Source organism: Prauserella muralis (assembly GCF_003202285.1).
In the GTDB taxonomy this organism is placed as follows: domain Bacteria; phylum Actinomycetota; class Actinomycetes; order Mycobacteriales; family Pseudonocardiaceae; genus Prauserella_B; species Prauserella_B muralis.
Window position 1 is genome coordinate 493,130 of record NZ_MASW01000006.1, and the last position, 20,512, is coordinate 513,641.

Annotated in this window: 23 protein-coding genes; 7 read left to right on the forward strand and 16 right to left on the reverse strand. The window is 70.7% G+C overall.

Annotation, left to right across the window (positions count from 1 at the left end; translation table 11 throughout):
• The first annotated feature begins 150 nt into the window (after positions 1-150).
• Positions 151-405: a WhiB family transcriptional regulator gene (locus BAY60_RS27740; protein WP_112284299.1), complete on the forward strand. Its 255-nt coding sequence runs from the start codon at positions 151-153 to the stop codon at positions 403-405.
• A 162-nt stretch (positions 406-567) separates the two neighbouring features.
• Here BAY60_RS27740 and BAY60_RS27745 read toward each other — a convergent pair whose 3' ends face one another.
• Complete coding sequence (locus tag BAY60_RS27745; RefSeq protein WP_112284300.1) at positions 568-2,052, reverse strand: sensor histidine kinase; 1,485 nt, start codon at positions 2,050-2,052, stop codon at positions 568-570.
• A 4-nt stretch (positions 2,053-2,056) separates the two neighbouring features.
• The gene (locus BAY60_RS27750; RefSeq protein WP_112284301.1) at positions 2,057-2,272 is read right to left on the reverse strand and encodes a biotin/lipoyl-binding carrier protein; all 216 of its coding nucleotides are present in this window, start codon (positions 2,270-2,272) and stop codon (positions 2,057-2,059) included.
• Between the two features lie 75 nt (positions 2,273-2,347).
• On the opposite strand from BAY60_RS27750, the gene BAY60_RS38630 reads away from it, so the two are divergent.
• Complete coding sequence (locus BAY60_RS38630; RefSeq protein ID WP_377002503.1) at positions 2,348-2,422, forward strand: 50S ribosomal protein bL37; 75 nt, start codon at positions 2,348-2,350, stop codon at positions 2,420-2,422.
• 56 nt (positions 2,423-2,478) lie between these two features.
• Here BAY60_RS38630 and rsrA read toward each other — a convergent pair whose 3' ends face one another.
• Positions 2,479-2,811 carry a mycothiol system anti-sigma-R factor gene (rsrA, locus tag BAY60_RS27755; protein WP_112284302.1) on the reverse strand — a complete coding sequence of 111 codons (333 nt, stop codon included), beginning with the start codon at positions 2,809-2,811 and terminating at the stop codon, positions 2,479-2,481.
• Positions 2,808-3,455: a sigma-70 family RNA polymerase sigma factor gene (locus BAY60_RS27760; RefSeq protein ID WP_112284303.1), complete on the reverse strand. Its 648-nt coding sequence runs from the start codon at positions 3,453-3,455 to the stop codon at positions 2,808-2,810. Before BAY60_RS27760 ends, rsrA begins: the two co-directional genes overlap by 4 nt.
• 153 nt (positions 3,456-3,608) lie before the next feature.
• Between BAY60_RS27760 and ybaK the strand changes: the two genes are divergently transcribed.
• On the forward strand, positions 3,609-4,085 hold the full coding sequence (gene ybaK, locus BAY60_RS27765) for a Cys-tRNA(Pro) deacylase (RefSeq protein WP_112284655.1): 477 nt from the start codon (positions 3,609-3,611) through the stop codon (positions 4,083-4,085).
• A 9-nt stretch (positions 4,086-4,094) separates the two neighbouring features.
• Here ybaK and BAY60_RS27770 read toward each other — a convergent pair whose 3' ends face one another.
• Complete coding sequence (locus BAY60_RS27770; RefSeq protein ID WP_112284304.1) at positions 4,095-4,709, reverse strand: alpha/beta hydrolase family protein; 615 nt, start codon at positions 4,707-4,709, stop codon at positions 4,095-4,097.
• A complete protein-coding gene (locus BAY60_RS27775; RefSeq protein WP_112284305.1) occupies positions 4,706-5,494 on the reverse strand; it encodes an SOS response-associated peptidase in 789 nt (262 codons plus the stop codon). The genes BAY60_RS27770 and BAY60_RS27775 overlap by 4 nt, the downstream gene beginning before the upstream one ends.
• Positions 5,495-5,649: 155 nt before the next feature.
• Here BAY60_RS27775 and rsgA point away from each other — a divergent pair, with 155 nt between their 5' ends.
• Positions 5,650-6,654, forward strand: a complete 1,005-nt coding sequence (gene rsgA / locus BAY60_RS27780) for a ribosome small subunit-dependent GTPase A (protein WP_112284306.1) — start codon at positions 5,650-5,652, stop codon at positions 6,652-6,654.
• Positions 6,655-6,840: 186 nt separating this feature from the next.
• Complete coding sequence (locus BAY60_RS27785; protein ID WP_112284307.1) at positions 6,841-7,701, forward strand: SCO4651 family lipoprotein; 861 nt, start codon at positions 6,841-6,843, stop codon at positions 7,699-7,701.
• A 63-nt stretch (positions 7,702-7,764) separates the two neighbouring features.
• Here the strand turns inward: BAY60_RS27785 and pruA are convergent, their stop codons facing one another.
• Genes pruA through BAY60_RS27800 form a run of 3 tightly spaced genes read right to left on the reverse strand, consistent with a single transcriptional unit; the run spans position 7,765 to position 11,358 of the window.
• Positions 7,765-9,393 (reverse strand): L-glutamate gamma-semialdehyde dehydrogenase, encoded by a 1,629-nt coding sequence (pruA, locus tag BAY60_RS27790; protein ID WP_112284308.1) that lies wholly within the window; start codon positions 9,391-9,393, stop codon positions 7,765-7,767.
• A 49-nt stretch (positions 9,394-9,442) separates the two neighbouring features.
• Positions 9,443-9,955 carry a DUF6912 family protein gene (locus BAY60_RS27795; protein WP_112284309.1) on the reverse strand — a complete coding sequence of 171 codons (513 nt, stop codon included), beginning with the start codon at positions 9,953-9,955 and terminating at the stop codon, positions 9,443-9,445.
• Positions 9,952-11,358 (reverse strand): WS/DGAT/MGAT family O-acyltransferase, encoded by a 1,407-nt coding sequence (locus tag BAY60_RS27800; protein ID WP_112284310.1) that lies wholly within the window; start codon positions 11,356-11,358, stop codon positions 9,952-9,954. Before BAY60_RS27800 ends, BAY60_RS27795 begins: the two co-directional genes overlap by 4 nt.
• 35 nt (positions 11,359-11,393) lie before the next feature.
• Here BAY60_RS27800 and BAY60_RS27805 point away from each other — a divergent pair, with 35 nt between their 5' ends.
• Positions 11,394-12,167: a TrmH family RNA methyltransferase gene (locus BAY60_RS27805; RefSeq protein WP_112284311.1), complete on the forward strand. Its 774-nt coding sequence runs from the start codon at positions 11,394-11,396 to the stop codon at positions 12,165-12,167.
• A gap of 93 nt (positions 12,168-12,260) precedes the next feature.
• Here BAY60_RS27805 and BAY60_RS27810 read toward each other — a convergent pair whose 3' ends face one another.
• The 5 genes from BAY60_RS27810 to BAY60_RS27830 all read right to left on the reverse strand — a co-directional run bounded on the left by BAY60_RS27810 (position 12,261) and on the right by BAY60_RS27830 (position 15,909).
• A complete protein-coding gene (locus tag BAY60_RS27810; protein ID WP_112284312.1) occupies positions 12,261-13,004 on the reverse strand; it encodes an ESX secretion-associated protein EspG in 744 nt (247 codons plus the stop codon).
• A complete protein-coding gene (locus BAY60_RS27815; RefSeq protein ID WP_112284656.1) occupies positions 13,001-14,353 on the reverse strand; it encodes a WXG100 family type VII secretion target in 1,353 nt (450 codons plus the stop codon). Before BAY60_RS27815 ends, BAY60_RS27810 begins: the two co-directional genes overlap by 4 nt.
• Position 14,354: 1 nt before the next feature.
• Complete coding sequence (locus tag BAY60_RS27820) at positions 14,355-14,996, reverse strand: DUF3558 domain-containing protein (protein ID WP_112284313.1); 642 nt, start codon at positions 14,994-14,996, stop codon at positions 14,355-14,357.
• Positions 14,993-15,433, reverse strand: coding sequence for a hypothetical protein (locus BAY60_RS27825; RefSeq protein ID WP_112284314.1), 441 nt, complete (start codon positions 15,431-15,433; stop codon positions 14,993-14,995). Before BAY60_RS27825 ends, BAY60_RS27820 begins: the two co-directional genes overlap by 4 nt.
• Positions 15,434-15,519: 86 nt before the next feature.
• Entirely contained in the window at positions 15,520-15,909 is a 390-nt protein-coding gene (locus BAY60_RS27830) for an HAD-IA family hydrolase (RefSeq protein WP_211330479.1), read from the reverse strand.
• 172 nt (positions 15,910-16,081) lie between these two features.
• Between BAY60_RS27830 and BAY60_RS27835 the strand changes: the two genes are divergently transcribed.
• Positions 16,082-16,567: an Rv3235 family protein gene (locus BAY60_RS27835; RefSeq protein ID WP_112284316.1), complete on the forward strand. Its 486-nt coding sequence runs from the start codon at positions 16,082-16,084 to the stop codon at positions 16,565-16,567.
• A 54-nt stretch (positions 16,568-16,621) separates the two neighbouring features.
• Here the strand turns inward: BAY60_RS27835 and secA are convergent, their stop codons facing one another.
• Both secA and hpf read right to left on the reverse strand, forming a co-directional pair.
• Positions 16,622-19,483, reverse strand: a complete 2,862-nt coding sequence (gene secA, locus BAY60_RS27840) for a preprotein translocase subunit SecA (protein ID WP_112284317.1) — start codon at positions 19,481-19,483, stop codon at positions 16,622-16,624.
• A gap of 215 nt (positions 19,484-19,698) precedes the next feature.
• Entirely contained in the window at positions 19,699-20,391 is a 693-nt protein-coding gene (hpf, locus tag BAY60_RS27845; RefSeq protein WP_112284318.1) for a ribosome hibernation-promoting factor, HPF/YfiA family, read from the reverse strand.
• Between the last annotated feature and the right edge of the window lie 121 nt (positions 20,392-20,512).

Sequence of the window (20,512 nt, forward strand, 5' to 3'; positions counted from 1 at the left end):
ATAGCTCGGCCGGGTGAGCTGACTCACCGATCTCTCGAAAACACTTGTCGAACTCGGTGCTTCGTGAAAGCATTCACAAGCACCCCAAGAAACGACCGCCATGACGACTGTGGCGCGGACTGCCGCGCCCCTTTGAAGGAGCTCAAGGAAATGGACTGGCGCCACCGCGCGGCCTGCCGAGACGAGGACCCGGAACTGTTCTTCCCTGTGGGCACCAGTGGTCCCGCGCTCTCGCAGATCACCGCGGCGAAGGCCGTGTGCCACCGCTGCACCGTCGCTTCCGACTGCCTGGCCTGGGCACTGGCCAGCGGCCAGGACGCCGGCGTGTGGGGCGGCATGAGCGAGGACGAGCGGCGCGCTCTCAAGCGTCGCCGTGCGCAGATCGGCACGCGCAGCAACTTCTGATGTAACGCACAACAGCGAGCGTCCTTTTGCCCGGCATGGTCATCGCGACCACCGCGGCCGGGCAAAAGGTTTGAGGGCCGGCATCCTTTTCGGGTGCCGGCCCTCAAGCGCTCACCCCATTCCCACTGTGCACAGTGGATGGCGTGCATTGTGGACATGCATTCACACGCGGCGGCTCAGGGGAAGCCGCAATGCCGCCTCCGTTCCCCCGGAGCGCAATCCGCGCAACGACAGGGAACCGCGCAATTCGGATTCGACGAGTGTGCGCGCGATCTGCAGTCCGAGCCCGTCCGCCCGTTCCAGGGAGAATCCGGCGGGCAGCCCCTTGCCGTTGTCGCGCACGGTCACGTCGAGCCAGCGCGCCGACCGTTCCACGGTGATCTCCACCTTGCCGTGGGTTGCGCCCGCGAACGCATGGCCCACGGCGTTCTGCACCAGTTCGGCGACCACCATCACCAAGGGCGTCGCGATCTCGGCGGCGACTACCCCGAACGTGCCCGTGCGCGTGAGCGTGACCTGCGACTCGGCGGTGGCGATGTCGCCCACCATCGGCAGCACGTTGTCGAACAGCTTGTCCAGATCGACCCGCTCGTCGACCGACATCGACAGGGCCTCGTGCACCATCGCGATCGACGACACCCGCCGCACGGACTCGCTGAGCGCCTGCCGGGCCTCCGGGCTGGGCGTGCGCCGCGACTGCAGCCGCAGCAGCGCCGCGACCGTCTGCAGGTTGTTCTTCACCCGGTGGTGGATCTCGCGGATCGTGGCGTCCTTCGACAGCAGTGCCCGGTCCCTGCGCTTGACCTCCGTGACGTCCCTGGCCAGCACCAGCGCACCCGCGGGGCGGCCCGCGGGGCGCAGTGGCAGCGCCCGGAACAGCACCACCGCGCCGCGCCGCGACTCCACCTCGGTGCGGCTGCCCGGCTTGCCGTCGAGCGCGTCGAGGATGCGGTGCGACACCTCGGTGGCGTCGAACGGGTCGCGGATCAGCGACCGGGTCAGTGGCGCGAGGCGGGTGCCGATGAGGTCCGACTCGTAGCCCATGCGGTGGTAGGCCGACTGGCCGTTCGGACTGGCGAACACGACCGTGCCGCTCTGGTCGAGCCGGATCAGGCCGTCCCCCACCCGGGGGCTGGTGTGCACGTCGGTGCCGCCGTCCGGGCTGGGAAACGTGCCGTCGGCGATCATCTGGCACAGGTCGGCGGCACTGCCCAGGTAGGCGATCTCCAGCGGGCTCGGCACGCGCGGCGAGGCCAGGTTGGTCTCCCTGCTGAGCACGGCGATGACCCGCTCGCCGAACGTCACCGGCACCGCCTCCCTGCGCATCGGCAGGTCGCGGTACCAGTGCGGGTCCTCCTCCCGGCACAGCCTGCCCTCGCGGATGGCCCTCGCCAGCTGGGGGTGCTCCGCGGTGGTGAACCGGGTGCCGACCACGTCCTCGGGGTGCGCTGTCGGGCCCGTGGTGGGCCGCACCTGCGCGACGCAGACGAAGTCGCCGTCGCCGTCCTCCACCGGCACCCACAGGAGGAAGTCCGCGAACGACAGGTCGGCGAGCAGTTGCCATTCGGCGACCACCATCTGCAGGTGGTCGACGGCCTCACCGGGCAGCCCGGTGTTCTCGGCGAGCAGTTCGGCGAGCGTGGACATGGATCTATTCGACCACCGCGATCAGGTCGCCCTCCCGGACGACGTCACCCTCGTTGACGGCAAGCCGGACCAGCCTACCGTCCGTCTCCGTCAGCACCGGGATCTCCATCTTCATCGACTCGAGGATCACCACCGTGTCCCCGGTGTGCACCGCCGTGCCCGGCCTGGCGACGACCCTCCACACGTTGGCGACAAGCTCCGCCCTGATCTCCTCGGCCATCGCCGACCCCCTCGTGACGAATGACGACAGGCCCACATGCCACACTAGAGCAGCACGTCATGGAGGTAACCAACAATGTCGAAGCGAGCCCGGAAGCGTCGCGCCAGGAAGAAGAACGGCGCGAACCACGGCAAGAAGCCCAACGCCTGAGCAGGCGTGACACGGCCCCGGCACCGCGAAGGTGCCGGGGCCGTTCGCTGCACGACCTAGTCGGAGCCCTTCTTCACCTGTTCGATGTCGATCTCGGTGCGGGCGTAGGTCAGCCCCCCGCGCTGCTCGACGGTCTTGCGGATCGAGGCACGAAGCCTGCTCTTGAGCTCGGCGGGCGCGTGGTCACCGCCGCACTTGCGGGCCAGCAGCTGCTTGAGCTGCTCGTCGATGCCGTACTCCTCGAGGCAGGGCGGGCAGTCCTCGATGTGCTTGCGCAGCTGCGCGTCGCGCTCCGGGCTGCACTCGCGGTCGAGCAGCAGGTAGATCTCGGCGAGGGCCTCTTCGCAATGGACCTTGTCCGGCTTGGCCGAGTCGTCGCGTGCACTCATCGGCCGGCCACCTCCTGCTGGGTGGAGCGGATGAACCCCCGCTCCCTGGCAACGTCGGCCAGCAGCCCCCGCAGCTGACTGCGCCCGCGGTGCAGCCGGGACATCACCGTGCCGATCGGGGTCTCCATGATCTCTGCGATTTCCTTGTACGCGAAGCCCTCGACGTCGGCCAGGTACACCGCGAGCCGGAACTCCTCGGGCAGCTGCTGCAGGGCGGCCTTCACGTCCGCGTCCGGCAGGTTGTCCATCGCCTCGACCTCGGCCGAGCGCAGCCCGCTCGAGGTGTGGCTCTCGGCCTGCGCGATCTGCCAGTCGGTGATCTCCTCCGTCGGCTGCTGGAGGGGCTGGCGCTGCCGCTTGCGGTAGCCGTTGATGTAGGTGTTGGTCAGGATGCGATACATCCAGGCCTTGAGGTTGGTGCCCTTCTTGAAGGACGAGAACGCCGCATAGGCCTTCAGGTACGTCTCCTGGACCAGGTCTTCGGCGTCGGCAGGGTTACGGGTCATGCGCAACGCGGCCGAGTAGAGCTGGTCCAGCAGGGGCATCGCGTCGCGCTCGAAGCGCTCGACGAGCTCCTGTTCCCGCTCCGGCTCGGCCCCGGCTGGCGTGGCCTCGGGCTCCGCGGAGTTCTGCGTGCTCGGCAAACCGTTCCTTTCCGTAGCCGACTGCGCATATGTCGCTGTCAAGGATACGCGGGAACGGCTTCGGGGTCTGGTCAGTGTGGTCGGCACGTCGGGTGCAACGCACACGGCGAGGACCTCATTCCGGTGGCGCGGCGCCTCGCTAGCATCACCGGCGTGGCTGGCAAAGGCACTCCCGCGACGGCGTTGCTCACCAGGAACAAGGTCGAGCACACGCTGCACACGTACGAGCACGATCCGCGGCACGAGTCGTACGGGCTGGAGGCCGCCGAGGCGCTGGGCGTGGAGCCGGAGCGGGTGTTCAAGACCCTCGTCGCCGAGGTGGACGGCAAGCTGACCGTCGGCGTGGTGCCGGTCACCGGCCAGCTGGACCTCAAGGCGCTCGCCGCGGCGGCAGGCGGGAAGAAGGCGAAGCTGGCCGACACGGCGGCCGCGCAGCGCGCCACCGGCTACGTGCTGGGCGGCATCTCCCCGCTCGGGCAGCGCAGCAGGCTGCCACTGGTGCTGGACGTCTCGGCGGAGGACTTCGGCACGATCCTGTGCTCGGGCGGCAGGCGGGGACTGGAGATCGAGCTGGCTCCCGCCGACCTGGTGCGCCTCACCGGCGCGATCGTGGCCCCCATCGCGGGCTGAGGCCTCCTCCTAGCTCGCGAGCGGCCGGAGCACGCGGCCCAGCCACTCGGCCACCGCGCGGGACAGGCCGTCGGGGTCGGCCTTGAGGCTGTGGTCGCCGGGCAGCACCACCACCTCGTGGTGCGGGCCGGCCTCCGGGTTGCCGAACGGGTCGCGCTCGCCCTGCACGACCAGCGTCGGCACCTCGACCGCGTCGAGTTCGGGCTGGCGGGTCTTCTCCGGCTTGCCGGGCGGGTGCACGGGAAAGGCCAGGCACAGCACGGCCGCCGCCTGGCCCTCCGCAGCGGTCCGGCACGCCACGCGGGCGCCTGACGAGCGCCCGCCGAACACCAGCGGCAGGCCGTCGAACCAGGTCCCGGCCAGCTCCTCGGCGACCGCGAGCCACGCCGTGTCGAGCTGCTTGGCCGGAGCGGGCGCGCGCCTGCCCGCCACCCGGTACGGCTGCTCGACCAGTGCCACGTGCACGCCCGCCGCCTGTGCCGAGCGGGTGGCGGTCACCAGGTCGGGCGCCTCGATCCCGCCGCCCGCGCCGTGGCCGAGCAGCAGCGCGGCCGAGCCCTCCTCGGCGCAGTGCAGCTCGGCCCTGGCCGGGCCGTGCGGGGTGTCGATCTCCTTGCGGGTCATCGGCCCGGCACGTCGAACAGCGCACCGTCGAGGTCGGTGGCCGGGGTCTCGACCCGTTCGAGGAGCTCGGGGCCGTTGTTGCGGACGTTGTTGACCTTCGTGGACACGGGCCGCAGCTCCAGGCTGTCGGCCCACTCCAGGCCCGGTGGCTCGAGCAGTCCGGTGGCGTCGGTGCGGTCGGGGTCGAGCCAGTCGTGCCACCGCTCGCGCGGCATCACCAGCGGCATCCGGTCGTGGATGCCGGCGAGCTGGCCGACCGCGTCGGTGGTGATGATCGAGCAGGTGACCAGCGGCGGCGCGTCGGCGTCGGCCTTCGGGTCACGCCAGGTCTCCCAGATGCCGGCGAAGGCCAGCGACGAACCGTCGCGGCTGGTCATGAAGAACGGCTCCTTGGGGGCCTTCTTGTCCGCGCCCTCGGCGACGCGCCACTCGTACCAGCCGTCGGCGGGCACCAGGCAGCGGCGCCGGGTCAGCGCCTTGCGGAAGGCGGGCTTCTCGGTGGCCGTCTCCGCCCTGGTGTTGATCATGCGGTTGCCGATGGCCGGGTCCTTGGCCCAGAACGGCACGAGCCCCCAGCGCATGACCCGCAGGGCGCGCACGGCCGGTTCCGACTCCAGGACCCTGCCCTCCTCGTCCCGCGGATGGCGCTCCACCACCGTCACGATGTTCTTCGTCGGCGCGACGTTGTAGTTCTCCGACGGCGCCTGGCCCTCGGTGCCGTCCGCCGCGTCGAACTCCTTCATCAACGTGGCCGGGTCCTTCGTCGCGGCGTAACGGCCGCACATGGCATCCCGCTCCTTGCTCTCGGTGGCGTTGTCCGTGACGTCGCCGGTGTCGCCGATGTCCCCCGAGCGTCATCGTGGCACGGTTGCCGGGCCGTGGCGAGCACGATGGGGGATCATCGGTGCCAACGACACCACTATCAGGAGGGTGTGACGGTTTGGCCCGTAGCGACTGGCGCAAGCTCGACGAGAGCGACGTCCGGGTGCGCCCCGGCAAGGGAACCCGGCCCCGCAGCAAGCGCCGCCCTGCCCATGCCGACGCCGCCCCCGCGATGGTGACCGCGGTCGACAGGGGCCGCTGGACGTGCGCGCTGGACGGCGATCCCGGCCACGTCGTGACGGCGATGCGGGCACGCGAGCTCGGCCGGACGCCGGTGGTGGTGGGCGACCGCGTGGGCCTCGTCGGCGACGTCAGCGGCAAGCCGGACACGCTGGCCAGGATCGTGCGGGTCGAGGAACGCGCCAGTGTCCTGCGCAGGACGGCCGACGACACCGACCCGTACGAGCGGGTGGTGGTCGCCAACGCCGAGCAGCTGCTCATCGTCGCCTCGCTGGCCGACCCGCCGCCGCGTACCGGGTTCATCGACCGTTGCCTCGTCGCCTGCTACACCGGCGGGCTGGAGCCGGTGCTGTGCCTGACCAAGGCCGACCTCGCCGCCCCGGACGAACTGCTCGCCTCCTACGCCGACCTGGACGTGCCCGCCGTCGTCACCCGCCACGACGAGGAGCCCCACGGGTTGCCGGACCGGCTGCGCGGGCGGGTGTCCGCGCTCGTCGGGCACTCCGGGGTGGGCAAGTCCACCCTGGTGAACCGGCTGCTGCCGGACGCGGGCCTCGCCACGGGGGAGGTGAGTGCCGTCGGCAAGGGCAGGCACACGTCGGTGTCCGCGGTGGCGCTGCCGCTGCCCGGCGGCGGCTGGGTGATCGACACGCCGGGGGTGCGCTCGTTCGGGCTGGCGCACGTCACCGCCGACGACATCGTGGCCGCGTTCGGCGAGTTCGCCGAGGCCGCCGAGGAGTGTCCCTCCGGCTGCGGGCACCTGGGTCCGCCCGAGGACCCCGACTGCGCCCTCGACGACGTCGTGGCGTCCGGGCAGGCCCGGCCCGGCAGGCTCGAGTCGCTGCGCAGGCTGCTGGCCTCCCGCGCCGGAATCGAACCGTAACCCCTGAACGGACCGGGGACGCCGGTGACGATCGAGGCGCCGCCTGCCCACCAGGTCAGTGACGCCCCCGCGGGCAACTGACGCCGGGAACCCGGCGGAACCGAAGCGCCCGGACGACGTCGAAGGAGAGACACGAGAGTAGATTGGTCGCTCGCAGGGCGAGGGGATCGAACGAAGGGGAGACACATGGGCAAGCGGATGTTCGCGGTGGCGGGAGGAGCCGCCGCGATCGCGCTGGCACTGACCGGCTGTTCCCAGACCACGGGCGGCACCGCCAGCCCGGTCTTCGAGGACACGGCGAGCCTGGTCCGCGCGGCGGAGCAGAGCACGCAGGAGATCAAGTCCGCGAAGTACACGATGACCATGGACATGGGCATGTTCTCCATGTCCGGGAAGGGCCAGGGCAGCTTCGACCCCGAGAACCCCTCCATGGCCATGACCACCGACATGGACATGAGCTCGCTCGGCGCGGGCAAGATGAGCTTCGAGATGCGGATGGTCGACCGGACCGTCTACCTGAAGATGCCGGACAACATGCCCGCGGGCAGCGGGATGTCCACGGACAAGCCCTGGGTCAAGATGTCGCTGGAGGACATGGGCCAGATGGGCAGCCTCAACGTGGACCAGATGCTGGCCCAGAGCGACCCGACCAAGACGCTGGAGCTGCTGTCGCAGTCCGGCGAGATCGTCGACACCCAGCCCGGACAGGAGGTCGACGGGCAGCAGGCCACCAAGTACACGATCAACGTCGACTTCGCGAAGCTGGCCAAGCAGTACGGCATGGACCAGCAGATGGGCCAGCTCACCCAGGGCGGCCTGGACCTGGGCACGATCCCGGTCTCGGTGTGGATCGACGAGCGCAACCTGCCGCTGCGCTACGACATGGACATGAGCGCCGCGATGAAGAAGGCCGTCGAGCAGAGCGGCCAGCAGGTGCCGCAGGGCATGCTCGACAAGGTGGTCATGAGCATGAAGTACTACGACTGGGGCGAGCCGGTGACCGTCGAGGCACCGCCCGCCGACCAGGTCGGTGAGCTGCCCAACTAGGGCGGAAACGGACGGCGAAGGGCCCCGGGGACGGCGAACCGCCCCGGGGCCCTTCGTGTCTCGTCAGCCCATGTGCGGGTAGGTGATGTCGGTCGGCGCGTCGAAGGTCTCCTTGATGGAGCGCGGGCTCGCCCACCGCAGCAGGTTGAACATCGACCCCGCCTTGTCGTTGGTACCCGACGCCCGCGATCCTCCGAACGGCTGCTGGCCCACGATGGAGCCCGTCGGCTTGTCGTTGACGTAGAAGTTGCCCGCCGTGAACCGCAGGGCGCGGTGCGCCTGCTGCACGGCGGCGCGGTCGTCGGCGAACACGGCGCCGGTCAGCGCGTACGGGGCGGAGCTGTCCACCAGCTCCAGGATCCGCTCGTAGTCACCGTCCGGGTACACGTGCACGGCGAGGATCGGCCCGAAGTACTCGGTGGAGAACACCTCGTGGCCCGGATCGTCGGACACCAGGACGGTCGGCTCGACGAAGTAGCCGATCTGGTCGTCACAGTTGCCGCCTACCAGCAGTTCCAGCGCCGGATCGGCGTCCACACCGGACAGCAGTGCCTTGTGCTTGGCGAACGCGCGGGCGTTGATGACCGCGCCGCCGAACAGGGAGAAGTCGGTAATGTCGCCGTACTTGACGGTCCTGGTGACGTCGGCGAGGCGCTCGCGCAGGCCGCCCTCCCACAGCGAGCGCGGGAGGTAGGCACGCGACGCGGCCGAGCACTTCTGCCCCTGGTACTCGAACGCGCCTCGCACCAGCGCGGTGACCAGCTTGTCGGGATCGGCCGAGCTGTGCGCGACCACGAAGTCCTTGCCACCGGTCTCGCCCACGATGCGCGGGTAGGAGGCATAGCTGTCGAGGTGCTCGGCGATCGTGCGCCAGAGCAGCTTGAACGTGCCCGTGGAGCCGGTGAAGTGCAGGCCGCCGAAGCCGGGGTCGGCCAGCGCGACCTCGCTGACGGCCTTGCCGTCGCCGGTGACCATGTTGATCACGCCCGGCGGCAGGCCCGCCTCCTCGAACACCTGCATCGTGTAGTGCGCGGCCAGCTGCTGCGACGGCGTCGGCTTCCACACCACCGTGTTGCCCATCAGCGCGGGCGAGCTGGGCAGGTTGCCCGCGATGGCGGTGAAGTTGAACGGCGTGATGGCCACGACGAAGCCGTCCAGGGGCCGGTACTCCATGCGGTTCCACGCGCCGGGCACCGAGTTCGGCTGCTCGGCGAGGATGCGCCGCGCGTAGTGCACGTTGAACCGCAGGAAGTCGATCAGCTCGCAGGCCGCGTCGATCTCGGCCTGCTGCACCGACTTCGACTGGCCCAGCATGGTGGCCGCGTTGATGGTGTCCCGGTAGGGGCCCGCGAGCAGGTCGGCCGCCCTGAGGAACACGGCGGCGCGCTCGTCGAAGGGCAGCTCCGCCCACTCGCGGGAGGCCGCCTTCGCGGCGCTCACCGCCTCGCCGACGTCCTCGGCGGTGGCCTGCGCGCACACGCCCAGCACGTGGCCGTGGTCGTGGGGCTGCACGACGTCGAACGGCTCACCGCCCGCGAGCCTGCGCCGCCCGCCGATGGTCTGGGTCAGCTCGTGTTTGTCGGCCTCCAGCTCGGCCAGCCTGCGTTGCAGCGAGGCCCGCTCGGCGCTGTCCGGCGCGTAGCCGCGGACAGGCTCGTTCACCGGTACCGGAACGGATGTCACAGCGTCCATGGTGTTGTCTCGCCTCCCGATCCTCTGCCTTGTGGGCAGGCCCCCATGGTTACATGAGTTCGAGGAGGAAGGGCAGCTCCTGCGGCGCGTACCAGGCGAGTTCGTGGTCCTCGACGTCGCCGAGGGTGAACTCGGCGTCGGGATCTCCGAGATCGGCCGCGTCGATCACCGCGGCCGCGGCCAGGACGGCGGGCTCGGCCTCGGCGGCGTCGACATGCACGGCCGCGACCTCGTCGAGCCGCACCGGCCCCGAGAGTCGCACCACCGCGTGGTCCAGGTCGGGCCGCAGCGTGGCGTGCTCGACGTCGGCCGAGATCACGACCCGCCTCGGCGGCTCCTTCGTGTCGGAGGCACCGGGCTCCTGCGAGGAGGCCAGCAGACGCAGCGAGGCGCGCGCCGCGTCCAGCAGAGCCGCGTACTCCAGCTCCTCGGTGGAGCCGCTGACGTAGGACTCGCGCAGCGCGGGCGTGAGCGCGAACCCGGTGCCGCTCAGCGGCATCAGCTCCCCGTCGGAGACCAGCTGTCGCAGCATGCCGATCGTGGCAGGCAGGTAAACCCTCACCAGTTCGTCCCCTTCAGTTCCTCCAGCGCTTCCTCGATCATCGCCGCGAGGGCGCCGACGTCGTGCAACGCCTTGCGGTCACCATTTAGTCCGAAATAGACGCTTCCGTCATAGGAGGTCACACCGATGGCCAGCGCCTGGTCGCGCACCAGCGGCATCACCGGGTAGATCGCCGACATCCTCGCCGAGCACGCGTAGAGCGGGCGCTGCGGCCCCGGCGAGTTGGCGACCAGCACGTTGAAGATCCGTCCCGAGAACGAGCTCGCCGCGCGGGCGGCGAGCGAGTGCATGGTGGCGGGCGCGAACCCGCCCACCTTCAGCATGGCGCGCGCCGCCACCGAACGCTCGCCGCCCAGGTACTCGGCCATGGTGTGAGCGATGTGCTGCAGCCGCACCACCGGGTCCGGCTCCCCCACCGGCAGGTCCACCAGATACGGCTTCACCTGGTTGTTCACCAGCCCGGCCGGGGAGAACTCGGCCGTGTCGGGGTCGAGCACCGCCAGCGGAACCAGCGCCCGCACGGCCGCGGACGGGCCGGGATGGTGCCCGCGCGAGGAGAGCCACTCGCGCAGCGCGCCGGTGAGCACCGCGAACACGACGTCGTTGACCGTGCACTCGTGCCGGGTCCTGAGCTTGCGGTAGCCGTCGAGCCCCGTCCGCAGGCCCGCGAAGACCCGCCCGCCCGAGACGTGCGCGTTGAGCGGGCCGGACGGCGCCGGCCGCAGCACGGTGCGCACCGCCGACGCGACACCACCGACGGCGTCGGCCGCCTTCTCCGCCGTGGCCACCACGTCCCTGGCGGCCGAGCGGGCGTTCTCCACCAGCTCGCCGGGGCGCTGCACGGCCTCGCCGACCGCGTCGAGCACCAGCTGGGCACGGCTGGGCGGCGTGCGAGGCGTCCAGGTGTCCTCGGCTGGCTCGGACCCGCCCGGCATGGTGTCCAGGATGAGCTGCCCGAGGTCGACGGTGCCCACGCCGTCGACAAGGGCCTGGTGGGTCTTCGTGACCAGGGCGACGCGGTCGCCCTCCAGACCTTCGACGAAGTAGATCTCCCACAGCGGCCGCTCCCGGTCGAGCGGCCGGGCCATCAGGCGGGCGACCAGGTCGAACAGCTGCTCGTCACTGCCCGGCCTCGGCAGCGCGGAGCGGCGCACGTGGTAGTTCAGGTCGAAGTCGACGTCGTCGGCCCACACCGGCCTCGCCAGGTGGCCCGGAACCGGCAGCACGCGCTGGCGGTAGCGCGGCAGGTAGCCGAGCCGGTGGCCCACGAGGGCGAGCACGCTGTCGTAGTCGATGCCGCCGCGGGGCCGGTCGAAGATCGCCACACCGCCCACGTGCAGGGGCGTGGCGGGCTGCTCCACGTAGAGGAACGACGTGTCGAGCGCCGAGAGACGGTCGGCCATGGGGTGATACTGACACAGGTGGGAGACTGGCCGCCGTGGGTGACGATGCCGCGGTGTCTCCGAAGGACCGCTTCCTGACCGTCTACGGGCGCAAGCCCGTGCTCGAGGCGCTGACCGACCCGGAGCTCGATGTCGACAAAGTGATCCTCGCCGACGTCGCGCGGGGGCCTGCCGTGACGGAGATCCAGCGGGCCGCGAAGGCGGTCGGCGTGCCCGTGCAGCGGGCCAGCGCGCACCGGGTGAAGGTCCTCGCGGGCAACGGCAAGCAGGACCAGGGGGTGCTCGCGGACGTGGTGGCCCCGCGCATGCGCCCGCTCGCGGCGGCGCTGGCGGAGAAGCGGCCGCCGGAACGGGTGCTCGTTCTCGACGGGATCACCACGCCCGCCAACGTGGGCATGATCCTGCGCACGGCCACCGCGGCCGGGCTGGGCGGCATCGTGGTGCCCCGGCGAGGGGTCGCCGCGCTCGATCCGCTGGTGGTGAAGGCCTCGGCGGGTGTGGCGTTCCGGGCACCCATGCTGCGCTGCGCCACGGCCGCCGACGCGGTGGAGCAGCTCACCGAGGCGGGCTACGCCGTGTACGCGCTGGGGTCGCAGGGCGCCGAGTCGCTGTTCGACCTGGAGCTGCCCGCGCGGACGGCGTTCGTGCTCGGCGGCGAGACCGCCGGTGTCGGCGGCGACGTGGCTCAGCTGGTGGCCGGCTGGGTGTCGATCCCGATGCCGGGCGGCGTCGAGTCGCTCAACGTCTCGGCCGCCGCGGCCGTGCTGTGCTTCGAACTGGTCCGGCGGGACGGTCAGCACGGTCACTGAACCCGCGCTCTCGGTCACCCGCCTGCGAGCCGAAGGGCACCGCGGGTACGTGGTGTGTACCCGCGGTGCCCTTCGGCTCGGGGTGACGGCGCGCTAGCCGAGGGTGGCGCGCAGCTTGTCCAGTTCGGTGGCGATGGCGCTCGCCGAGCCGGGTGCGATGTGAACCTCCGCCTCGGCGCCGGAACCGTTGGTGTAGTTCAGATACCGCCCCCAGTCGGTGTCCACATAGTGCAGCGGCTCCCGCAGGCGCGTGTAGCGGCCGAGGTGGTCGCGTTCGGCGACGTAGAGCTCACCCGCCCCGGTGACGGGACGCTGGACGACCTTCACGATCTCCCGCACGTCCGGTGGCAGCGACCGCTCGTTCGCCGGGTGGCGGCCGGCTTCCTCCAGGTCGATCACGCGCACCGACCAGTGGCTGCCGCCGCCGGGATACAGCTCGGGCAGGTGCGCCGCGAGCGTCTCGGCCAGCCGGTTGTGGTTCGCGGGCAGCAGTGTCACCCAGTCCCCGGAGCGGACGGCGAGCACACCCTGCAGGCCACGTCCCGCGGCGAGCACGCTCCACGTGGTGTCGTTCTGGGAGAGCCAGCCGTAGTACTCGATCGTGGCGTTGGTCAGCAACGGCAGCCAGTCGAGGAAGTCGGCGTCGACACGGCCCCGCCCCTCGAGCAGCCCGGCTTCCGCCAGCGCTGTGTCCACTGCGGACTCCGCATCGGGCCGGTCGCCGGGTGGGATCCAGACGGGTTCCGGCTGCACGGCGATGTGCAGCTCTCCGAGGCCCTGCCGCGCCACGACCGCCGCGAGCGCCGTGACGGGCAGGACCGCTCTGTCGCCCTTCACTCCCCGATCACCGGTGGCGTCGTCTTGCCAAGGTCACCGATGAACACCTCGTCCGGGTCGTTCTCCTGCAGGTAGGCCGCGCGCTGGTGTTCCTCGTCCTCCGCGCCCTGACCACGGTTGGCGCCCGTTCCGGCCACGGGCCCCATCGCGCCACCGCGCGCACCGGCCGCCGTTCCCCTGGCCGCCGCCGACTCGGCCGCGGCCGCCGCACCGCCCGTCATGCCCACGCCGGTGCCCTTGCCCGCGCCGAGCGCCCTGGCGCCGTCGGCCGCCCCGGCGGCCCGGCCACCGCCGGCAGCCTCGCCGCCACCGGCACGTCCCGCGCCGGGACCGTACAGCCTGCTGCCCGCCCGCTCGCCGAGGCCCGCGCCGCCACGGCCCGAGCCCGGGCCGGTTCCGGTGGTGCTGCGGGACGTTCCGGTGCCGCCCCGCGACGTCCCACTGGTCCCACGCGTGGAGCTGTTCCCGAACGACGGCCGTCCCGTGCCCTGCCGGGTCGAGTCGGAAGGCGTGGACCGGCTCGGCGGCACGTTGGTCGCCGCCGCGATCCCGGTCGGCGCGCCAAGGCCGGTCGTGCCACCGGTGCCCACGTTCGGAGTGCTCACGGGCGGTCCGCCGCCCGGTGACACGGGCGTCGGGCCTGCCCCGGTCGCGGAGGGGGCGTTGACGTGGGGCACCGCGCCGCTGACCGGGCCGCCCGACGTGGTGACCGGTCCCGCGCCCGGACCAGAGACGGCGGAACTGTGCGTCGCGCCGGGCGCGCCGGAAAGGTCGCCGGAGATCCCGCTGGGCGTCGAGCTCTTCAGTGACACCGAAGCCGATCCCGGCTCGAGAACCGTGTAGTCGTGCCCGATGTTCGCGGCGTTGCCACTGGTGGCGGCGGAGTACTTGTCCATCACCGCGACGTTGTTGGCCGATGCTGCCGTGTGCGCGACAACGCCCTCCTGATAGGTCCGGAGATCGTCGGCGGCCATGAACGGCCCCGCCACCGGGATGGCCGCCTTGAGGCCGGTGGTCCACGGGCTCGGCTTCTCCGGCATCGGCGGCACCGGCTCCACCGACCGCGCGGCGGAGTTCCAGCTGCTCGACTGGTCGGCCATCGACCGCACGGTCTGGTCGAAGTTCGCCGCCGACTCCTTCAGCGCCTGCTCGAGCGGGCCTGCGCCCTCGCGAGCAGCCGTGCCGGCATCGCCGGTCCAGGCGGAGGCCATCTGCTGCTGGAGAGCGGCGATCGACTCAGCCCGGTTCCGGTAGGAGGCTTTCAGCCTCGCCAGGGTCTCCGCCATCGACTCCAGTCCTCCTGTGCCGCTGCCGGACTGAAAGTTCTGGTAGATCTGCTCACCATTCACGTCACGCGCCACCCTTCAGTGTCTCGATGACGACACCGGCCAGAGCCTGGGCATCGGCACAGGCCCGCTCAGGGTCGGAGACGTATCCATCGGTACCCACGGCGAACGACAGGTCGTCCTGGATTCCGACGACGATTCCGCATTCGCCCTGATCCCGGAAATCCTGCTTGTCGGTGTACGCAGCCGGGTAGCCGTTCACGGTGGTCGGCTCCCAGTAGGCGCGTTGACCGTCCTTGTAGCTCTCGTACACGCCGCCCAAGCCACCGGTGCCCCGTTCGCGGTTGACCGTCTGGATGACGACGGAGATACCTTCAGCGCCGTCGGAGAACCAGCCGCACGAGGGACCGCCTTGCAGGGTCTCGTCGGTGGTTTCCTCCGTGCGCTTCGTGCCTGGCTCGCCGTAACCGAGTTCGGCCAGCGCGGCAGGCTCGGCCAGTTTGCACGGGTCGTCGAGGTAGGGCGACGGATCGAGCGGCTCGCTCACCGCCGGCACCCCTGGGCCCCCGGGCACACCGGTCGAACTCGGCGGCGCGCTGGCACCGGACCGCGGCAGCGCACTCCCCGGTTCGGTGGCGGAGCAGGAAGCCAGCAGAGCGCCGAGTGCGGCCGCTGCCAGAGCGGCCCCGACGGTTCTCATGGTCATTGGCCGAACACGGCCTTCGCCGCTGTGAAGGGGTCAGCGTTGCTGTCCTCCGTGCGCTGGATGCCGTCCCGCGCGGCCTCCAGCTTCTCGATGAAGTCCTGGATGTACGCGAGCATCGATGCATTGGACTGGCGAACGGAGCCGAGACCCTCCAGGACATCTTTGACGTAGCTGACGCTCGGATCGTCGTCGGACGGCTTCGCGTCCCCGGCGCGGAGGTCCTGCAGCGTCATGCGGTCCTGCTGACAGTCGTCGAGCAACGCCTTCCACTGGCTGATCACAGCGTCGATCTGGTCGCGGTCGAAGCTCCAGGAGCCGCCGCCTCCGCCGGAGCTGCCGGCGATGTCCTTGCCGAACACGCCGGCCCTGCCGAACACGCTGTCCACCGCGCTCGACGCGCTCTCACCGCCGGAAAAGGCGTCGAACCACTCCGCCATCCCGTCTCCCACCTACCCGTGACGATCCGGTACACGAGCGTAGCCGAACGGCCCGGCCGTCGTCAGGCATTCCGCCGAAGCGCAGGTCACCCTGCCGCAGGGAAGAGCGCGTCCAACTCGGCCAGCGTGTCCTCCACCGACGTGTGCCGGACGCCGACCATGCCCGCCGCGACGGCGCCCGCGACGTTGCGCTCGGCGTCGTCGACGAAGACGCAGGCGGCGGGCACGAAGCCGAGGCGCTCGGCGGTGAGGTGGTAGGCCTCGGTGGCGGGCTTGGCGACCCCGGCCTCCCCGGAGAAGACGAGCGCGTCGAACCACGCGGACAGTCGCCTGCGCACCGCACCGCCGCCCGCGGCGTTGGACAGCAGGGCCGTGCGGATGCCCCGGTCGCGGGCCTTGTCCAGGTAGGCGAGCAGCGCGGGCGCCTCCGGGTCGGTCAGCACGCCCGCGTAGTCCAGCACGATCCCGCGCAGCACAGCGGCCAGCCTACGGCGCACGCGATAGCGCATCGGCGGCCACCGAGGTGGCGGAACGGCGCACTTTCACCACCTCGTGCGGTTCCGGGATCACGGCGCCCGTTTCACCCCTCTGTTCCTACAGATGGTGACGCTCGTGTCACCAGTAGTAGCCGCGATCACTGGAGGGGTCATGCACACGCTCACGCCCGGCACGGGACTGCTCCCGCTCACGCCGTACGAGCCCGCGCGCCACGGGCACCCGCTGCCGGCACGGGAGACGACCGCGGGACAGCTCACACTGGACGACCTGCTGGCCGAGATCCCGCCCCGGCACAAGGCGGGCCAGGCGCTGCCGGTGCTGGAACGGCGCACACTGCACAAGGTCCTGACGGCGTTGCTGGAGGTGCACGCCGGACGCAGACCCGTGGCGCAACTGGGCCGCTGGCTGACCCCCGCACTGCACCGGACGCTCCGGGACAGATGCCGCACGCCCGGCCAGCGCTACACGCTGCGCAGGGTGTACTCGAGCAGACCGGCGGACGGCGCCATCGAGGCATGCGGCATCGCGCACACCGGCGAGCGCGCCTTCGCCGTCACCGCCCGCTTCGAACACCGCGCCGGCCGCTGGTCCTGCACCTACTTCGGGGTGCTTGAGCCGAGCGGCCGGCGCGCGTGACGACGCCGCCACCGCCACGGGCCAACCGGGCACGGCCCGGTGTGGCGCCGCAGGTCAGCGGCGGGCGCCCTTCTTGTTCTTCTTGGCCTCCTGCCGGGCGGCGGCCCTGCGCTCCCGCCGGGTGCCACCCCCGCTGGCCTTGGGGTTGCCGCTGGAGCCACTGTCGCTGCCCCGCGACTCGACGCCACCGCCCTCGGCAGGGCCCGAGTAGGTCAGCGCGGGCGCGCTTTCCTGGCCAAGCCCCTTGCCGCGCAGCGCGGAGGGCACCGGGGTGCCGTCCCCGTCGCGCCCGCCCGTGGCCGGCTGTGGCGGCACCGGCCGCGCATGGCGGCCGGACTTCGCCTCGCCGTTGCCGCTGCCGGCGGCCGCGGACGCCGCGGCGGCCGGTGCGGCTTCGGCCTGCTGCTGTGGCTGCTGCGGCTCGGCCTGCTCGACCTGCAGGTTGAACAGGAAGCCGACGGCCTCCTCCTTCAGCGAGTCGAGCATCGCGTTGAACATGTCGAAGCCCTCGCGCTGGTACTCCACGAGCGGGTCGCGCTGGGCCATCGCCCGCAGGCCGATGCCCTCCTTGAGGTAGTCCATCTCGTAGAGGTGCTCGCGCCACTTGCGGTCCAGCACCGAGAGCACGACGCGCCGTTCGAGCTCGCGCATGGCGCCCTCGCCGACCTTGGCGTCGAGGTCGGCCTCACGCTGCGCGTAGGCCCGCTCCGCGTCGGCCAGCAGCACCTCGCGCAACCGGTCCGCGTCGAGGTCGTCCTCCTCGTCGGCGATGTCCTCCCAGTTCACGCCCACCGGGTACAGCGTCTTCAGCGCCGTCCACAGCTTCTCGTGATCCCAGTCCTCGGCGTAGCCCTCGGAGGTCGCGCCGTCCACGTAGGCGGTGACGACGTCGCGGATCATGTGCTCCACCTGCTCGCGCAGGTCCTCGCCCTCCAGGACCCTGCGGCGCTCGGCGTAGATCACCTTGCGCTGCTGGTTGAGCACCTCGTCGTACTTGAGGACGTTCTTGCGGATCTCCATGTTCTGCTGCTCGACCTGCGTCTGAGCACTCTTGATGGCCCGCGAGACCATCTTGTGCTCGATCGGCACGTCGTCGGGCAGCCGCATGGTGGTCATCACCCGCTCGACCATGGCCGCGTTGAACCGGCGCATGAGGTCGTCGCCGAGCGAGAGGTAGAACCGCGACTCACCGGGGTCACCCTGACGGCCCGACCGGCCGCGCAGCTGGTTGTCGATGCGCCGGGACTCGTGCCGCTCGGTGCCCAGCACGTACAGGCCGCCTGCCTCGATGACCTCCTCGGCCTCGGCCTTGCTCTCGGCGCGGACCTCCTCCAGCACCTTCGGCCAGGCGGCTTCGTACTCGGCCGAGTGCTCGACGGGGTCGAGGCCCCGCTCGCGCAGCACCTCGTCGGCGATGATGTCGGGGTTGCCGCCGAGCACGATGTCGGTACCACGGCCCGCCATGTTGGTGGCGACCGTGACGGCGCCCTTGCGGCCGGCCTTGGCCACGATCAGCGCCTCGCGGTGGTGGTTCTTCGCGTTGAGGACCTCGTGCGGCACGCCGCGCTTGACCAGCTGCTTCGACAGGTACTCGGACTTCTCGACGCTGGTGGTGCCCACCAGCACCGGCTGGCCCTTCTCGTGCCGCTCGGCGATGTCCTCGGCGACCGCCTCGAACTTGGCGGGCTCGGTCTTGTAGATGAGGTCGGCCTCGTCCGCACGGATCATCGGCCGGTTGGTCGGGATCGGCACCACGCCCAGCTTGTAGGTCTGGTGGAACTCGGCCGCCTCGGTCTCGGCGGTACCGGTCATGCCCGACAACTTGTCGTAGAGACGGAAGTAGTTCTGCAGCGTGATCGTGGCCAGCGTCTGGTTCTCGGCCTTGATCTCGACGCCTTCCTTGGCCTCGATCGCCTGGTGCATGCCCTCGTTGAAGCGCCTGCCCGCGAGGATGCGACCGGTGAACTCGTCGACGATGAGCACCTCGCCGTTCCGGACGATGTACTCCTTGTCGCGGTTGTAGAGCTCCTTGGCCTTGAGGGCGTTGTTCAGGAACCCGACGAGCGGGGTGTTGGCCGCCTCGTAGAGGTTCTCGATGCCCAGCTGGTCCTCGACGAACTCGACGCCCTTCTCGGTGACACCCACGGCCCGCTTGCGCTCGTCCACCTCGTAGTGGACGTCCTTCTTCATCAGCGGCGCCATGCGGGCGAACTCGGTGTACCAGCGCGAGGACTGGTCGGCGGGCCCGGAGATGATGAGCGGGGTGCGCGCCTCGTCGATGAGGATCGAGTCGACCTCGTCGACGATGGCGAAGTTGTGGCCGCGCTGCACGCAGTCGTCCAGGCTCCACGCCATGTTGTCGCGCAGGTAGTCGAAGCCGAACTCGTTGTTCGTGCCGTAGGTGATGTCGGCGTTGTAGGCCTCGCGGCGCGCGGACGGCGGCAGCTCCGACAGGATGGCCCCGACCTCGAGGCCGAGGAAGCGGTGGATGCGGCCCATCCACTCGGAGTCACGTTTGGCCAGGTAGTCGTTCGTGGTGACGAGGTGCACGCCCTTGCCGGAGAGGGCGTTGAGATAGGCGGCCAGCACCGAGGTGAGGGTCTTGCCTTCACCGGTCTTCATCTCGGCGACCTGGCCGAGGTGCAACGCGGCGGCACCCATGAGCTGCACGTCGAAGGGTCGCTGGCCCAGCACCCGCTTGGCGGCCTCGCGAGCGACGGCGAACGCCTCCGGCAGCAGGTCGTCGAGTGATTCCCCGTCGGCATGCCGCTTGCGGAACTCGTCCGTCTTGGCCTGCAGCTCGGCGTCGGAGAGGTCCTTGACGTCGTCTTCGAGGGTGTTGATGTGGTCCGCGATACGGCGGAGCCGCTTCACCATCTTGCCCTCGCCCGCGCGGAGCAGGCGGTTCAGAAGCATCCGGGTCGACCTCGCTAGCTGTGTCTTTGTGGTCGTCAGTGGCATCACAGCACCCGAACGGGCGCCGGGCAGCTTGACAGGCGCGGTCGTCGGACCACGCAGTACTCCCCATCGTAGAGGTTTCCGCGAGGTCGGTGTGCCCGCCCGGCGTACGACATGGCGACGGCCCGCGCACGATCGTGCGCGGGCCGCTCGCCTGTGCTCGGCAACCGGGGTCAGCCGAGCCGGATCACGCCGTAGTCGAAGCCCTTCCTGCGGTAGACGACGCTGGGCTTGCCGGTATGGGAGTCGTTGAAGAGGTAGAAGTCGTGTCCGACCAGCTCCATCTGGTAAAGGGCCTGGTCGACCGTCATGGGTTCGGCGGAATGGTGCTTCTCCCGCACGATGCGGCCGGGCTCGTGGACGGCCACACCATCGTCCCAGCTCTGCTGCTCGGGCAGCTCGATCTCCTCGGCCGTCACGGCGGCCTCGGGCTCGACGGGGGCCTCCAGCACCGCGGTGTTGGCCGCGGGGCGCCGCCCGCCGTTGACCATCGATCCGGGCTCGCTCGCCATCGCGCCCACCGAGGTGGCCTCGGCGACGGACTCGGGGCTGCGGCGCCCGTAGTGCACCCGCCTGCGGTCGTGGCTCCGGCGCAGCCGGTTCTCGAGCTTGTTCACGGCGGAGTCGAGTGCCGCGTAGAAGTCGCCTGCACAGGCCTCCGCGCGGACGGCAGGACCCCTGCCCTTGCCGGTGATCTCGACGCGCTGGCAGTTCTTGGACTGCCGGCGGTTGGGCTCGTGGAACAGCTCGACGTCGTAGCGGATGACCTTCCTGTCGTAGCGCTCCAACCGCGCCAGTTTCTCGCTGACGTGGACCCGATAATGCTCGGGCACCTCCACGTTGCGGCCCTTCACGACGATGTCCATACACGACCTCCCTCGCTGAAAATGCGTGCGAGTCAATTTGCGGACGACGAGCGCCGGGGGAACGACGGGAAATGGCCGACACGATCCCGCGTGTGCCATTCGTCTGATTCAGGCCGCCTCC